Raw genomic sequence first — 14,615 nt, 5'->3', positions numbered from 1 at the left:
CCCGACATCAAACGTCAGGATGAACGGCGATCTTTTGCTTTGTCTTTATGATAGTCCCGCTATTGCGATAATTTAGGCTTGCGCGCCTGGCCCAAATTTGCGGTAAGCGGCGTGATAAGTAGGCCCGGTGAAAGAGTTGAAGGCAAACGAATGGCGAATCGCTTCCGTGATAAAAGCTTTGGCCAGCTCTACCGCTTCGCGCACCGATTTCCCTTTCGCCAGTTCGGCGCAAATCGCTGCGGAATACGTGCAGCCTGCCCCGTGCGTATTGTGTGTATCGATTTTTTCCGAGACATATTCATCAAAGGTTTGGCCGTCATAAAGCAAATCGATTGCCTTATCACTGTTTTCCATTCGCCCGCCTTTAATCAGCACGTACGCGGGGCCGAGCTCATGAATTATTTTGGCCGCCTCTTTCATTTGTTCGACCGTTTCCACTTGCGGCAAACCGCTCAACTGGGCTGCTTCAAACAGATTGGGGGTTACGACTTTAGCCAATGGAACCAATGCTTTGCGCAAACTGTTGACCGTTTCCGGTTCCAGCAATTCTCCGCTCCCTTTGCAAATCAACACGGGATCGACCACGACATTTGTAAATTGATAATGGGCAATTTGCTCACCCACCAACTCAATAATTTCCGGTGTAAACAGCATGCCTGTTTTCAAGGCATCTACCCCGATGATCGACAGCGCGGTTTTAATCTGCGCTTTGATCGTATCCAGTTCAACCGGAAAAACATTATGGCCCCAGTTTTCATCCTGTGCCACAATGACCGTCAGCGCGTTCATCCCGTATACATCCCGTTCCTGAAACGTTTTTAAGTCGGCTTGGAGTCCAGCGCCGCCGCTGCTGTCAGAGCCTGCAATCGTTAATGCTTTGTAAATAGCCATGATTATCCCCCTCGGAAGAAATAGTGCCAATCAATTGTCTACTCTTATTTTAATGCTTGGGCGGTGCCGATTAAAGTCATAATTTTTATTCGGCGAATCCTGCAAATCCGGAAATGGGCTAAACTCAAACAACAAAAATCCCCTGGAAAGTTTGACAAATGATTTGATTTCGTTCATAATTTAGATACGCTTAATTCTCAATCATACAAATTGAGAAGCGGGGGAACCACTTTTTTGGGGCGTGTCGATACTTCGTAGGGAACCATCTTTCCCGAGCCCGTCAGCTAACCTCGTCAGCCGTTAGATGGGTCAAATTTGTTATTCCTGAGCTCTATATTTGTATTTTTGACCCTAAATTTGATTTAGGGTCTTTCTGCATTTTTGGCCCATTTTCTGGGTTATTTTTATACCCATCTAACTGTAAGGATTTACCAAATAGGAAGAGGGGGATGTTTTTGGAAAATGCAATCAAGTTTGAGCATGTCCGCAAGCAGTATGAAAACAATGTGATTATCGAAGATTTGAACCTGGAAATTCCCAAAGGAAACATCGTCGTGCTGGTCGGTCCTTCCGGTTGCGGCAAAACGACCACCATGAAAATGATCAATCGCCTGATCAAGCCGACCAGCGGGCGAATCATCGTCAACGGCAAGGATACGTCCGAGATGAACCCGGTTGAGCTGCGGCGAAGTATCGGCTATGTGATTCAGCAAGTTGGGCTGTTCCCGCATATGACGATTGCGGAAAACGTCGCACTTGTCCCACGATTGCGACAAGGCAAATCAGCGATAAATATGGCGAAGATTAACCAAATGCTTGAGCTGGTTGGCCTGGACCCCGATTTGTATCGAGACCGTTACCCCAACGAACTGTCTGGCGGGCAGCAACAACGGATTGGCGTAGCCCGCGCCTTGATGAGTGATCCCCCGATCATCCTGATGGATGAACCTTTCTCCGCGCTTGATCCGATTACACGCGAGCAATTGCAGGATGAACTGATCCGCTTGAATCAAACGCTCAACAAAACGATCGTCTTTGTCACGCATGATATGGATGAAGCATTGAAAATTGCCGACCAAATTGTGGTGATGCAAGGCGGAAAAGTGATTCAGCAGGCGACGCCCGACAAAATTTTACGTCACCCTGCCAACGACTTTGTCAAAGGATTTATTGGCGATAAGCGTCTCAACGGACATCTTTCCCAATTGGTCGATGACGTCATGCTAAAAACCCCTGTAACCATATCGCCAAACAAGGGATTAGCGGAAGCCGTTCAGCTCATGCACCGCAAGCGGGTAACCGGGCTGCTGGTCGTGGATAAGGAAGGCACCTTCCTCGGCATGGCCGATGCGTCTGACATTTACAGCCGCTATCAGGAAGAATCGACAGCGATCCGGGATGTCATCCGCACCAAAGCGACCACTGTTGCTCCCGGGACCCCGGTTACCGAAGCAATTTTGCTTGTTCAACGAGCGCCATACGGCTATGTGCCGGTTGTGGACGCAAACGGGAAACTGGTTGGTCTGTTGACGAGAGCCAGTCTGGTAGATGTGCTGGCAAAACCATATTTGGAGGGGATGGAAACGGATGAACGAAGTGATGAACGCGTTAGTCGATCGTTGGCCTGATATTTTGGATGCAACCTGGCAGCATATTATCCTGTCGATTATCTCACTGTTCTGGGCGACCGTAATTGCCGTGCCGACCGGAATCTTGCTGACCCGATTCCGCTTCTTGGCGGGACCGGTGTTAGGAATTGTGTCTGTCTTTCAAACGATTCCCAGTCTCGCTTTGCTCGGCTTTATGATTCCGTTCTTCGGGATCGGCCCGTTGCCCGCTATCATTGCGATGGTTGTCTATGCGTTGCTGCCGATCTTGCGCAATACTTATACGGGAATCATGGATGTGGATCGCTCCTTGCTGGAGGCGGGACGCGGAATGGGAATGACCAAAAGGCAGTTGCTATGGATGGTTGAGCTCCCTCTGGCTCGAACCGTCATCTTCGCCGGCATACGCACGGCAACCGTGATGACAATTGGGGTCGCTACGTTGGCCGCGTTTATCGGCGGCGGCGGATTGGGAGACCTGATCCTGCGCGGTATTGCCATGGTCGACAGCGGCATTATTCTTGCCGGTGCCATTCCGGCGGCAGTCTTGGCCATCTTGTTTGATTTGGCTCTTGCCTGGACAGATTGGCGCATTACTCCGAAAGGACTTCGGGTCCGCAAAAGCTGATTGCGCACAAGGAGAACATGCTTGTCAGTAAATCATTTGATTGTGAAGGAGAGGATTTTGTGAAGATGAGATGGCTTGGCAGGATTGGAGTAGGTGCTTTGGCACTGTCATTGGCGGTGCTGGGCGGTTGTTCCTCTCTAACCGGTTCTAAAGCGTCGGAGAAGATTACCGTAGTCGGAAAAAACTTCGTAGAGCAAGATATTATGGCAAACATGGTTGGGATTTTGCTGGAAAAAAACACAGATTTGGATGTCGATATTAAACCGTTTCTCGGTGGTACCGATGTATGCTTCAATGCAATGAAGACCGGCAATGCCGATCTTTACGTCGAATATACCGGAACCGGTCTGGTCAATATTTTAGGAATGCAAGCCGACAGCGATTCGGAAAAAGTGTACGACACGGTCAAGGCAGAATTCCAGAAACAATATCAAATGGATTGGCTGGAACCGATTGGTTTTAACAACACCTATGCCCTGGCAGTAACACAGGAAACCGCGCAAAAGTACAATCTCAAAACGATTTCTGACCTGAAAGAACACGCCGGTTCCTTAACATTGGGCAGCGATCAGGAATTTATCGAACGAGATGACGGATTGAAAGGCCTGGAAAAAACGTATGGCCTACACTTTACGAATACGAAAGCAATGGACTCCGGTCTTAAATATACAGCAATCAGTGCCGGCGAGGTGGATGTCGTCGATGCCTTCACTACCGATGGCCAGTTGATCAAACATAATCTGGTCATTCTGGAAGACGATCAGCAGTTCTTCCCGCCGTATTACGCTGCTCCGCTGGTGCGCAGCGACGTCCTCCAGCAGCACCCTGAAATCAAGGATGTGCTGAACAAACTGGCCGGCAAAATTGATGACAAGCAAATGGCGATGCTGAATGAAAAAGTGGATGTGGAAAAACAAAAAGCAGACGACGTCGCCGAACAATGGCTGAAAGAACAAGGATTGATCAAGTAAGAAGCGAAACACCAAAAAACGCAGAGGGCACCTCTTATGAGGCCCTCTGCGTTTTTGCTGTGCCTGTCTTTCTCTACTCTACCAATTTACGCACATTTTGCAGATCGACTTGTTCATATTTCCGCTGACAGGCCGGGCAAACTGCCTGATGATTGGTGAACTGCAGCGACTCGCCGCATTCACAGACCCAGCCGATGATTCTTGCCGGGACGCCGGCCATTTTGGCGTAAGCCGGCACATCTTTTGTCACAACGGCTCCGGCCGCGATCAAAGCGGCTTCGTGAATGGTCACGCCGCAGACGACGGTCACATTTGCTCCGATCGATGCTCCCCGTTTGACGATCGTCGCCATATAATCCGTACTCGTATTGCGCGGAAAAGCGGAACGAGGGGTTAAAACATTGGTAAACACCATGCTCGGTCCGCAAAACACATCGTCCTCCAGCACGACGCCCTCATAGACAGAAACGTTATTTTGAATTTTTACATTGTTGCCGATCTTTACCTGATTGGCGACGAACACATTTTGGCCCAATGTGCACCCTTTCCCGATCTCTGCTCCGCCCATCACGTGGGAAAAGTGCCAAATCTTTGTTCCTTCCCCGATCCGTGCACCTGGATCAATAACGGCTGATTCATGGACAAAGTAAACCTTTTCGCTCATACCTCCCCTCCTTTTTGCAAGAGACGTGTCGCTTCTGACAAAACGCGGATGACTGCCATTCCGTTCTTTCCGTCAGACTGCGGAGGTGTACGATTGGCCATACATTCCAGAAAATGAAGAGCTTCTCTTGTCAGCGGCTCTTGATCGCCACGAAACACCAGTTCGCTTCCTTCATCCTGGATCGTCAACGCCCCATCGACATACTTGCGATGCTTGATGACGGTTTGCTTCTGCTCATCATATTCCAGCATCCCTGCCGAACCGATCAAGATTGTTCGGCGTTCCCGTACCGGCCACAGCCAAGACATATGCAGATGGGCCTGGATACCTTTCGGGAAGCGCAAATGCAGATGCACCTCATCCTCGATCTGCGGTTGAAGCATCGCATGACCGCTTGCCATGATCCGTTCAGGCGTCGTTCCGATTATCGCCAACAACACCGCGATATCATGGACACCGAGGCTCCATAACACATTTTCCACCGTTCTGATCCGTCCCAACTGTTTGCGGTACTGGTGCAGGCTATACAGTTCGCCGAGGTTTCCTTCTTGAACATACTGCTTAATCCACTGTACCGCCGGTTGATACAACAGCAAATGGCCGACCATCAGAATCCGCTGCTTCGCTTGCGCCAACTGATCCAGTTCGCTTGCCTCGTCCACCGACAGCGTGATCGGCTTCTCCACAAATACATCTTTACCCGCCAGCAATGTTTCCCGGGCAATCTGATAATGCGTCTGCACCGGTGTAGCGATGACCACTCCCTCGACTTCGCTTTGCAAAAGCGGCTGGACGGAATCATAGACCGTTAACTCGGGATACAATGCTTTCAGTTGTAGGCGAAGCTCCTCGTTCATTTCCGCAACCGCAGCCAATTCCCCAAGGTCGCGGAAAGTCCGGACAAGATTCATTCCCCATTTTCCCGCTCCAACTATGCCAATTTTTTTCATCGCAACGCGATCCCTTCCTGACATAAGATGATTTTCGTTCGAAACCGCTAATGGTTTATTCCTAATAAATCATTTTATGTCAGTCTTTAAAAAGTTGCCTGGCCTCCTCACCTGATTCGCGCCAAGTACTTTTTGCGGTCGGGTCATGTTTGCTTCAATGGCTTAATTGTCTGCCTGCCGTTTTCAGTCGGGAAAACAACACACAGCCGACGATTACCAAAGCGCTGCCCGCCAGTTGCAGCCAAGTAAGCCGTTCATCCAACAGCAAAAAGGCGAGAATGCCGGTAAAAATCGGGTTAAAGTTGAGAAACATCCCTGCGGTGGTAGCTCCCAATCGCTGAACCCCGATGTTCCACATCACCATGCAAACAACCGTAGATAATACGCTTACATATAAGATCGACAGGCAAAAGGTGAGATCGACCTTCGTTACATGGAAATCACCCAGATTAAAAGGAAGCAAAAGCAGTACCCCGAACAAACCGGAATACAAGGTAGACATCATCGGCGATACCCATTTCATCGCCCACTTGCCGAAAACCGAATACAACCCCCACATGGCCACCGCCGCAACCATCCACAAATCACCGGTGTTAAACTGCAGAGCGACTAATTTGCCAATCTCCCCCTTGCATAAAACAATCAGCACTCCGATCAGGGATATCGCCATCGCCATTAGTTGAAACCGGTTCAGCCTTTCTTTGATCAGCAAAAACGAAAACAAGGCAATCGACACCGGATTCAAGGTAGAAAGCAAACCAACATTGGAAGAAGTTGTCCGCTGCAAAGCCCAAAACATAAACAGGTTAAAGAAGACAACCCCGGTAATTCCCATCAGAATTAAGGGGATAATCGCTTTTGCCGGTGGGATAATCCGTTTCTCCCGTATCCACACCAGCGGAACCAGGCACAGTACAGCAATAATCCAGCGCAGGTCAGTCAGCGTAATCGACGAGGCATAATCAACCAAAAATTTGCTGACCACGAAATTTCCCGCCCACAGAAAGCTGGTAAACAGCAGCAGCATAGTATACATGTATTTCATTTGGGGTACTCCTTTGCACAATGTAATTGTTCCGATTCTATCACTGTTCAAAAAAATCAGCCAGAGGCGGTTTTTTGTAAACCAAAAAGAAAAATTAGTTTACATATGAGGTGTTTCATAGTATCTTTTTGGTAAGAATCGTTAACAGAAAGGAGTGCTACACATGACGGAAACAAACCGTCGGTTGAAAAATTTCATTTTGGCTGCTTTGTTTGCCGCCTTGATCGCCATCCTGGCCCAAGTCACCATTCCTTTGCCGCTCGTCCCGATAACCGGACAAACTTTGGCGGTTGGTCTGACCGCCACTGTCCTGGGCAGCCGCTACGGAACGCTGGCAATCCTCATCTATATATTAATGGGAGTGATCGGACTGCCGGTCTTTAGTGAAGCCAAAGGCGGCCTGCCCGTTCTGATCGGTCCTACCGGCGGGTTTATCACCGGCTTTGTCGTAACGGCATATGTGACCGGACTTATTCTGGAAAAAAGCCGGTTTACCTTTTGGCCGGCTCTGCTCGCCAATCTCATCGGAATGGTGGTGACCTTGCTGTTCGGCTGGATTCAGCTGAAATATGTGATGAGCTGGGGCTGGGGCCAAGCATTGGCGGTCGGGGTCTATCCGTTTTTGGCGGTCGGGGTCATCAAAGCGGCTTTAGCTGCCTATCTCGGCGTACTCGTACGCAAACGCCTGGTTTCGGCCCGCCTGATCTCCTCGCCACACATAAGCCAATAGCTTTGGGCAAATGATTGTTCCACCTACGTTCCGCAAGGCCGGACAACCTGTCCATATACGCGAAAGTGAGCCAGCAGCTTTTTGTCTGGCTCTTTTTTTTCACTGCGTCACACGTGGCAAACAAATACAGGTCTTTTTTCTTATATTCCCCCCCCTGCCTTTGGACTAATCTTCCATATTGTTCAAAACTTCGTTATAATTTCTTTGATCTTTAACTAATTTTTATTTTTGCTCTTTTGTCTCTTTCATTCGTTAATTAATGAAAAAATATTGGGAAAAAGAATGAAAAGGATGGGGTGGATTGCCGGCAATGAATCAGGATAAACAAAACTTTCAAATATCACGGTTAGCTTCCGTGGGCCAAATTGCAGCTGGGATCGCACACGAGGTTCGAAATCCGCTGACAGCCGTCAAAGGATTTTTGCAATTGCTTCAGGAACAAGCCCCTCACACTTATCTGGATATCGCCCAGTCAGAACTGGACAATGCAATCGTTACATTGCAGAACTTGTTGAACGTGGCCAAGCCGGACATGGATGAAGAGCCTTTCGAAAAAATTAAAATTTGCACGGAAATCGAATCGATTTTGAATCTGTTTCAAGATCAGACATATCGCGTCACGATTATCAAGGATTTCAAACAAACCGAGACCGAATTGTTTGCAAAAAAGAATCAGATCAAAAAAGCGTTGTTCAATTTATTAAAAAATTCTTTTGAAGCCATCCCGGACAAGGGTGAAATTCGCATATCCCAGTATTGTTCGGACACTACCGTCTACATCATCATTTCCGATACTGGCATCGGTATTCCTGAAGAAAAACTGATCATGTTGGGTACCCCGTTTTTTACTACCAAAACCGACGGTACCGGTATGGGATTGGCACAAGTTTTTTCCACCATCTATCAGCATGGCGGAACGATCGAAGTACAAAGCGAGAAGGACCAGGGAACCACCTTTACCATACAGTTGCCGCTTGAGCTAGCCAAAGAAAAGAGGGTGAAACAGTTGAACCTACAGTATTCCGAAGATCAAACCCTTCAGGAATTTCTGCTCATCAATAAGGAGCAGTTTGAACAACACTTGCTCGCCGAAGCCTATCATTTGAAAGACTTGTTGAGTGAAGTAAAAAGAATCGGCAGTATTGATTTACTCAACAATGCCCACAAACTTGTCCATATGTTAATTGAAAACAAAGATTACGACATTATCAACTTCGGCAAACAGGAAGGGCAGATTTGGGCGAAGCATTCCACCCTCAATTTGGCGATCAAACTGGAGTGGTTCCAGGCTATCCGCAAAGTTCTATGGGACTTTTTGTACAACTTTGACCGCTTGAATCAAGTTCATAATAAACCGGAAGATTTCTACCAATTGGAGCGGCAAATCAATACAACGCTTGATATATTCTTACGTCACTTTTTCATGAGCTATACCGAATACAAAGATCAGTTGCTCAAAGGCCAGCGCGATATGATCGCCGATCTTTCCGTACCGATTATTCCGTTGTCTTCCACAATCTCCATCGTTCCCTTGATGGGCACAATCGACAACGACCGGGCGAACACCATTCAGCAAAAAGTGTTGGAGCAAATCGGAACAGCGCGGATTAAAACCTTGATCATCGACATGTCCGGGGTCGCCTATTTGGATGAAGAAATTGTTCAGCATTTGTTCAAAATTATCAAAGGTATCACCTGGATGGGCTGTACGCCGTTTATTACGGGAATTCGGCCGGAAATCGCCAACACAATGGTCAATCTCGGCATTGAATTCAACCAGCAGACACGGACGGTCGGTACCCTGCAGCAAGCTTTGGAAGAGCTTGGCTTTAAAGTCAACGGGAACGTCTAATTACGCTCATACATAGCTCCATGTTGTGAAGAAGAGGCCGGTTGCGCCTCTTTTTTTATGTCCTGCTTTGCGAAAGTTCTTGTCCGCTGGCGACTGCCTGATGCAACCGCTGCAGCATCTTCCCGATTCCGGGACAGCCTTGCAGCGGAAAGTCTGCCGGTGTCTGCGGGAAGACGGCAGCAACAATCGGACGGAACTTTTTTCCGCCCAGGATGACGAGTTGGTCAAATTGATAAAGTCCCTTTTCCGTCGCTTGTGTCCGCAACTGTTCGGCAGAGATTGTTTCCGGATGGCCCGAACCAAACGAGACATCGTAATTACCCGGAACCTGATCATCCGGAAGCAAAAACCCGTGTTTTGCCGAGAGAATCAGCCAATCTGTGAAAAACGCGCGGGCATAGCCCTGACAAGCCTGATGAAACGGACTGAGATAAGCCTGGTCCGCCCGGGTCGGTCCGGCGGCCGGCTGTTTGTCCCAAATTTTCTTCGCTCCGCATGGAATAATACACAGTCGTTTCATTGATGAAGCTCCTTTCTCTCTCCCCGCTTATCCATCCTGTTGTTGCGTCATACGTTGATTATGGACCAAACTGCCCGGACAAACCAGGTTTCATTTCCACCGCCAAAAATTGGCCTCGATTGATTCGTTGTTAATTCCGTTTCGGATACGTTTTGAAACCTGCCTTTTTCATGATAAATCGTCGATCGATCCAAAAAGCGACGAAAACGGAGAGGGCGGCAACAAGCAGGAGATGAGCATACGTCTCGTATGGAAGTGCCTTGCCTTGCAATTTGATGTTGCGGGCGCGGTATTCCAGCCGTTTCACGCCATGCTCGGCAGTGAACAAGTCTTCTTGTCTCGCCAAATCCTCCAACGGCGCTTCAAACACGTAGCGGTTCGGCGAATCACTGTGAATGAGCATCGTCTCAACATCAGCGCCATGTTCTTTCCAAAGTTCCATTTCTGCTGCAGCCAATGTTTTGGCATCATCGCCAGGGACGATCATTTTATCCAAATTCGGCGCATTGGTTATGGTATGTCTTGGCACGATATTGAGCTGATGTTTGGTCGACAGCGGAGCATCTGTGCCCGAAATCGTCAGTACCTGTGTTGTTCCGGTATCCGCGTACGAATCAAAAATCGAAGACAAGGCGATTTCATCCATATCGTTATACAGCAAAACCCCTGTTTTTGTCTTGGTCCAATGGAAAGCCGAATTCAAGATATAGGTAGAAAATTTCAAGTCGGGATAATACGGGTCCACCTGCGGGTTCGCAACCAGTTCGTAAGTAGGATAATGGATGTCTTTCGCTACTTTTGCAGCAACCGATTCCCCCAATTGTTGGGAGATCAAGTGTAAGACAGCGTCGATTCCCGCCGTTTGGCCGGCTGAGGTCAGAGTGTTCCCCTGATGCACATATCGCACATCCTCTTCCCACTGCGTGTCGGGATAGAGCCGTTTTAACGAACCGATCGCCTGCCAATGAGAGGTAGCTGATTTTCCTGTTAGGAGGCCCGCATCGGCAAGGTTGCCTGAACCGCCGCAAATGCTTAAGAAAGTGGTTTGACTGTTGCGGGAATGCTGTTGAATCCATTCTCGCGTAGGCTGATATTTTTCATTTAAGATCGGCATGAAAGGAACCACAATAATCTCGGGGCTTTTCCCCAGGAGCTGATCCAATTCGCGATACGAATAATGCGGAATGACATCGAGTCCACCCGATAATGATTTGACGCTCTTGTCCGGAGCGACAGCGAATACATTATACGCGTTTGTCATCGCGAACAATTCGTACGGAATCAGGAAATCGAAATCTTCCGTCGTGATCGACGAATCTCCCAAAACGACTGCCACCGTCGGTTTATGCGGATCATAGGCGGGAATTTTTACGCCTTCCAGCGAAGGAACAGGTTCAATGCGCAATGCTTCGTAAAATTCCTTTTGGGTATGAAGCATTCCGAGGAACCCGATCCCTCCCATAAAGATCACGAAACTGAATACATAGAGAGCTGCTCGCAATAACGTCTTCTTCATTTTATCCTCCTCGAACTTTAAAAAATTACTATACCACTGTACGGTATATTTCTTTCGCATTTACACTATAAACCATTTATTTGAACTCAATATGAACTGAGCCCCGGTCTTGAAGAAAAATTCGCGAAAAAAATGCCGCCTCAGTGGCGGCATTTTGAGGATGGATGTTCTTTGGCTCATTGCGGCAGGCTTACTTCAAATATCGCCCCGCTCCCCGGCTGCCCCGAAACTGCGATATCGCCGCGGTGCAAGTCGACAATTTGCTTGACTATGGCTAAACCGAGGCCATTGCCTTTCACAGATGAATTGCGGGCTTTGTCTACCTTATGAAACGGCTTGAAAATGTCCGTCCGTTCCTCCTCGGGTATGCCTATTCCATTATCGGCGATGATTACGGTGATCCGATTCTCTTTCTCGACCGTCTCGATCCGAACTTCTCCGCGGACCGGCATAAACTTGATGCTATTGCTGATCAAGTTGATCCACACCTGACTGAGCTGATCTTCGTCGGCCCGGATGGTCACGGGTTTCAGATTCAAATCGATGGCGATTTCTTTTGCTCCCCATTGCGGCTCTAAAGTGATCACAATTTTGCGAAGTTGTTCGTCGAGCCGGTAAGCGCTGACATGTAACGGACGATCGTTATGCTGCAAATGGGATAATTGCAACAAGTTTTGACTCAATCGGGACAAACGCTCGCTCTCCTCTTCGATAATGGTCAAATATCGCAGGCGGCTTTCCTCGCTTATTTGCTTTTGTTTTAACGCTTTGCTGAAACCGGAAATCGAGGTTAAAGGAGAACCAATCTCATGGGAAACGTTGGACACAAAGGCCCTGCGCATTTGATCCAGCTTAGCCAGTTCCTTTGCCATCTGGTTAAAGCTGACGCTCAGGATGCCAATTTCGTCCTTGCGTTTGGTCGGAAGTTCGACGTCAAACTGTCCTTTCGCCATTTTTCTGGTGGCTGCCGTCAGTTGGCGGATCGGGTTGACGATATAGCGCGCCGCGATGAGAATGAGGAAACTGCCGATAAACAAAATCAGCACATACAGCAGATGAATGGCATTCATCGCTCCATCGTCTGTCCCCTCCTTCGTCACGGTTAAAAACAAGGCATACGGCTGTCCATCAGCCTGCAAGGGAAGCCCGACCACAGGCTGGGCGGTATGGATCTGGTCGACACGGACAACTTTTTCTCCTCTCAGCACAGACTCGATCTCACCGGTTGACACTTGCACAGGCCACTCTTTGGCATCCAGCAGCGTTGTTCCGTTCCGGTCGTATAGCTGGATTTGCGTAAGAGAAAGTCCGGACAGATTTTGCATAAACGAAACAAGCTCAGCGGATGGCGTCGATTGAAATGTCTGGATGATTTGAGTGCCGTCCGTGGTCAGCATGTTTTGGATGAAGGCACGCGCCCGATCTTCATACATCCAGGAAGTCACAAAATAAGCGACAATCAAACTGAGCATGACAATACCGACAAAAATGAACACAATGCGCGTATATAACGATCTAATCTTGACTCACCTCTAATCGATACCCAAGACCGCGAATCGTCACAATCCGGAAATCAGACTCATGCGAAGCAAATCTTTCGCGAAGGCGCTTTATATGTACATCGACCGTCCGCTCATCTCCCTCATAATCAATTCCCCAGATTTGCTCGATCAGTGTATCGCGCGTAAATAACTGCCCGGCGTAGCTGCCTAACTTGTACAGCAATTCGAACTCTTTCATCGGCAACGTGAGCGCTTTGCCCTGCTCGTCGATAACGAGATAACGGGCGCGGTCGAGCGTGATGCTGCCCAGTTTGATCATATTGGAAGTGGAAATCCGATAGCGCTTTAACAGGGCCTTCACCCGCAACACCAATTCAAGCGGATCAAACGGCTTTACCAGGTAGTCATCCGTTCCCAACTTGAACCCATAAATTCGATCGGCCACTTCTCCTTTCGCCGTCATCATCAAAATCGGCATTTCGCCTAACTCGCGAAGTTTCGCGCATAACGCCCAGCCATCCATCTCCGGCATCATGATGTCCAGAATGACCAGATCGACATGATGATTCTCGGCATAAATCAGCGCTTCTGCGCCGTTGGATTTTTCCACAATTTCAAAGCCTTCATCTTTTAAATACAGCGCGGCCAATTCGCGGATGTGCGGTTCATCATCGACCAGCAATATTTTGGGCAAAATGATTCCTCCTCTTTGATTTTCGTCAAAACGAAAACAGCCTCGCTTTTCCTGCTTGTTTGCCAGCTTGCAAACTGACCACAGTTTTCTTTGTGTCGTTTAATTCTAAATCGTACAGCCGATTTCCTGTTGAACTCTCCGCCATTCTTGTTGTCGGCAGCTGTTTTGGAACATGAAGCTGCCAAAAAAAAAACAGCCAGTCCCGATTTAGCTTCGGAGACTGGCTGTTTGCCTGATCTTGCACTAGGCCATGCTTACATCACATAGCGAACGATTTCGCTGACTTCTTTGCGAGGCAGCTTTTTCGGAGATTCTTGCGGATAGCCGAGGGCGATCACCATGTTGATTTGTTTTTCCGGCTCGATTTGCAGATAGTGACGCAACTTGTCGGCAGCCAGCAATACCGGTCCCGTCATCGGGCACGTTCCCATGCCTTTGGCATATGCGGCCAGCATCAGGTTTTGCGCGGCCAGACAACTGCTCTTAATGCCTTCTTCTTCCCAAACCGATTCCGGCACCAATTGGATTGGTTCAAAAATCCGCTCGCGGAATTTGGACTGATACGGGGTAGCAAGGCAGACGATTAAAACCGGCGCGTCCGCAAAAGCGGTGGCATAAGGCCCAAAGGAGCGAACGAGCAATTTTCCTTCTTTCTCGAATCCTCGCGCTTCCGCTTGCTCCGCTTTCTCTTGCAAAGCCTGCAACGTCAGTTCGCGAATTTCTTTGATCTTTTCCCGATTTTTAATCACTACGAATTCCCACGTCTGCGAATTGGTATCACTGGGAGCATAACGGGCACAGTCAAGAATTTCTTCAATATCCTCGATGGAGACATCTTGTTCCGTAAATTTGCGAATGCTCCGTCTTCCGTGAATAATATCTTTAAAAGCACTGTAATCCATACGAATAAAGCTCCTTTATACCATAATTTAAGAAATACTCTCGTCTATTATAACTGAAAGTGTGCCAATACCAAACTATCTTAACCGCAGAACCGGATTTTCTTTGAGAAGGCAACGCTATGAATCCAAATGAAAAAAGGAAC

The 14,615-nt window shown here is 48.3% G+C and carries 14 protein-coding genes and 1 riboswitch; of the genes, 5 read left to right on the top strand and 9 right to left on the bottom strand.

The window, feature by feature from the left end; genetic code table 11:
- Positions 1 to 72: 72 nt before the first annotated feature.
- The gene (gene pdxK / locus JOD01_RS06480; RefSeq protein ID WP_204517444.1) at positions 73 to 891 is read right to left on the bottom strand and encodes a pyridoxine/pyridoxal/pyridoxamine kinase; all 819 of its coding nucleotides are present in this window, start codon (positions 889 to 891) and stop codon (positions 73 to 75) included.
- 177 nt (positions 892 to 1,068) lie between these two features.
- Positions 1,069 to 1,205: riboswitch (cyclic di-AMP (ydaO/yuaA leader) on the top strand.
- A 141-nt stretch (positions 1,206 to 1,346) separates the two neighbouring features.
- Here pdxK and JOD01_RS06475 point away from each other — a divergent pair.
- The 3 genes from JOD01_RS06475 to JOD01_RS06465 all read left to right on the top strand — a co-directional run bounded on the left by JOD01_RS06475 (position 1,347) and on the right by JOD01_RS06465 (position 4,097).
- The gene (locus tag JOD01_RS06475; protein WP_275581928.1) at positions 1,347 to 2,519 is read left to right on the top strand and encodes an ABC transporter ATP-binding protein; all 1,173 of its coding nucleotides are present in this window, start codon (positions 1,347 to 1,349) and stop codon (positions 2,517 to 2,519) included.
- Complete coding sequence (locus JOD01_RS06470; RefSeq protein ID WP_204517442.1) at positions 2,479 to 3,126, top strand: ABC transporter permease; 648 nt, start codon at positions 2,479 to 2,481, stop codon at positions 3,124 to 3,126. The genes JOD01_RS06475 and JOD01_RS06470 overlap by 41 nt, the downstream gene beginning before the upstream one ends.
- Before the next feature lie 65 nt (positions 3,127 to 3,191).
- Positions 3,192 to 4,097 (top strand): ABC transporter substrate-binding protein, encoded by a 906-nt coding sequence (locus JOD01_RS06465; protein ID WP_204517559.1) that lies wholly within the window; start codon positions 3,192 to 3,194, stop codon positions 4,095 to 4,097.
- 73 nt (positions 4,098 to 4,170) lie between these two features.
- Here JOD01_RS06465 and JOD01_RS06460 read toward each other — a convergent pair whose 3' ends face one another.
- The 3 genes from JOD01_RS06460 to JOD01_RS06450 all read right to left on the bottom strand — a co-directional run bounded on the left by JOD01_RS06460 (position 4,171) and on the right by JOD01_RS06450 (position 6,756).
- The gene (locus JOD01_RS06460; protein WP_204517441.1) at positions 4,171 to 4,761 is read right to left on the bottom strand and encodes an acyltransferase; all 591 of its coding nucleotides are present in this window, start codon (positions 4,759 to 4,761) and stop codon (positions 4,171 to 4,173) included.
- Positions 4,758 to 5,711 (bottom strand): Gfo/Idh/MocA family protein, encoded by a 954-nt coding sequence (locus JOD01_RS06455; RefSeq protein WP_204517440.1) that lies wholly within the window; start codon positions 5,709 to 5,711, stop codon positions 4,758 to 4,760. Before JOD01_RS06455 ends, JOD01_RS06460 begins: the two co-directional genes overlap by 4 nt.
- Before the next feature lie 154 nt (positions 5,712 to 5,865).
- Positions 5,866 to 6,756: a DMT family transporter gene (locus tag JOD01_RS06450; RefSeq protein WP_204517439.1), complete on the bottom strand. Its 891-nt coding sequence runs from the start codon at positions 6,754 to 6,756 to the stop codon at positions 5,866 to 5,868.
- Positions 6,757 to 6,919: 163 nt separating this feature from the next.
- Here JOD01_RS06450 and JOD01_RS06445 point away from each other — a divergent pair, with 163 nt between their 5' ends.
- Together JOD01_RS06445 and JOD01_RS06440 are read left to right on the top strand one after the other, a co-directional pair.
- A complete protein-coding gene (locus JOD01_RS06445; RefSeq protein WP_204517438.1) occupies positions 6,920 to 7,486 on the top strand; it encodes a biotin transporter BioY in 567 nt (188 codons plus the stop codon).
- A 310-nt stretch (positions 7,487 to 7,796) separates the two neighbouring features.
- Positions 7,797 to 9,338: an ATP-binding protein gene (locus JOD01_RS06440; protein WP_204517437.1), complete on the top strand. Its 1,542-nt coding sequence runs from the start codon at positions 7,797 to 7,799 to the stop codon at positions 9,336 to 9,338.
- A 55-nt stretch (positions 9,339 to 9,393) separates the two neighbouring features.
- Here the strand turns inward: JOD01_RS06440 and JOD01_RS06435 are convergent, their stop codons facing one another.
- The 5 genes from JOD01_RS06435 to JOD01_RS06415 form a co-directional block, all read right to left on the bottom strand.
- Entirely contained in the window at positions 9,394 to 9,858 is a 465-nt protein-coding gene (locus tag JOD01_RS06435; RefSeq protein ID WP_204517436.1) for a DUF6884 domain-containing protein, read from the bottom strand.
- Between the two features lie 130 nt (positions 9,859 to 9,988).
- On the bottom strand, positions 9,989 to 11,374 hold the full coding sequence (locus tag JOD01_RS06430) for a DJ-1/PfpI family protein (protein WP_204517435.1): 1,386 nt from the start codon (positions 11,372 to 11,374) through the stop codon (positions 9,989 to 9,991).
- A gap of 176 nt (positions 11,375 to 11,550) precedes the next feature.
- A complete protein-coding gene (locus tag JOD01_RS06425; RefSeq protein WP_204517434.1) occupies positions 11,551 to 12,846 on the bottom strand; it encodes a sensor histidine kinase in 1,296 nt (431 codons plus the stop codon).
- Between the two features lie 43 nt (positions 12,847 to 12,889).
- Complete coding sequence (locus tag JOD01_RS06420; RefSeq protein ID WP_204517433.1) at positions 12,890 to 13,570, bottom strand: response regulator transcription factor; 681 nt, start codon at positions 13,568 to 13,570, stop codon at positions 12,890 to 12,892.
- 254 nt (positions 13,571 to 13,824) lie between these two features.
- Positions 13,825 to 14,472 (bottom strand): nitroreductase family protein, encoded by a 648-nt coding sequence (locus JOD01_RS06415; protein ID WP_204517432.1) that lies wholly within the window; start codon positions 14,470 to 14,472, stop codon positions 13,825 to 13,827.
- Positions 14,473 to 14,615 lie beyond the last annotated feature (143 nt).

It is taken from the genome of Brevibacillus fulvus, from assembly GCF_016908525.1.
Classification (GTDB): Bacteria; Bacillota; Bacilli; order Brevibacillales; family Brevibacillaceae; genus Brevibacillus_G; species Brevibacillus_G fulvus.
Note: the sequence above shows the minus strand (reverse complement) of the source record. Positions and strands in the feature narration are given on the sequence as shown.